The organism is Pedobacter sp. BG31, from assembly GCF_042464845.1.
GTDB classification, from domain to species: domain Bacteria; phylum Bacteroidota; class Bacteroidia; order Sphingobacteriales; family Sphingobacteriaceae; genus Pedobacter; species Pedobacter suwonensis.
On sequence record NZ_JBHNZK010000078.1, the window covers coordinates 1 to 255 of the forward strand.

The 255-nt window shown below is 32.9% G+C and carries 1 protein-coding gene; it reads right to left on the reverse strand.

All coding sequences use genetic code 11. The annotated features are described in order from the left end of the window. Positions 1-255, reverse strand: a 255-nt coding sequence (locus ACFE6N_RS23595; RefSeq protein WP_378940394.1) for a helix-turn-helix domain-containing protein, incomplete at both ends; no start/stop codon positions are given.

Here is a 255-nt window from a genome sequence, read left to right on the forward strand (position 1 = left end):
ATTAAATTGAAGACAACAGTCACGCAAAGATAGTCCCTTATTCTTAGAAAATTTAACCACCTTTAACTTAAATGATGTTGTATAGTAATCATAACGCTTAGCTAGCAATCCTTTTGCGCCAGATAAGCGATAATGGTCAGTCCATTTAGTTATCAATGACCTTGATATATTCCATTTCTTAGATAAGGAAGTAACTGAGTTTCCCTTTTGATAATCTTTAATAATCTGCAGTTTAAATTCCGTTCCGTGCTTTCT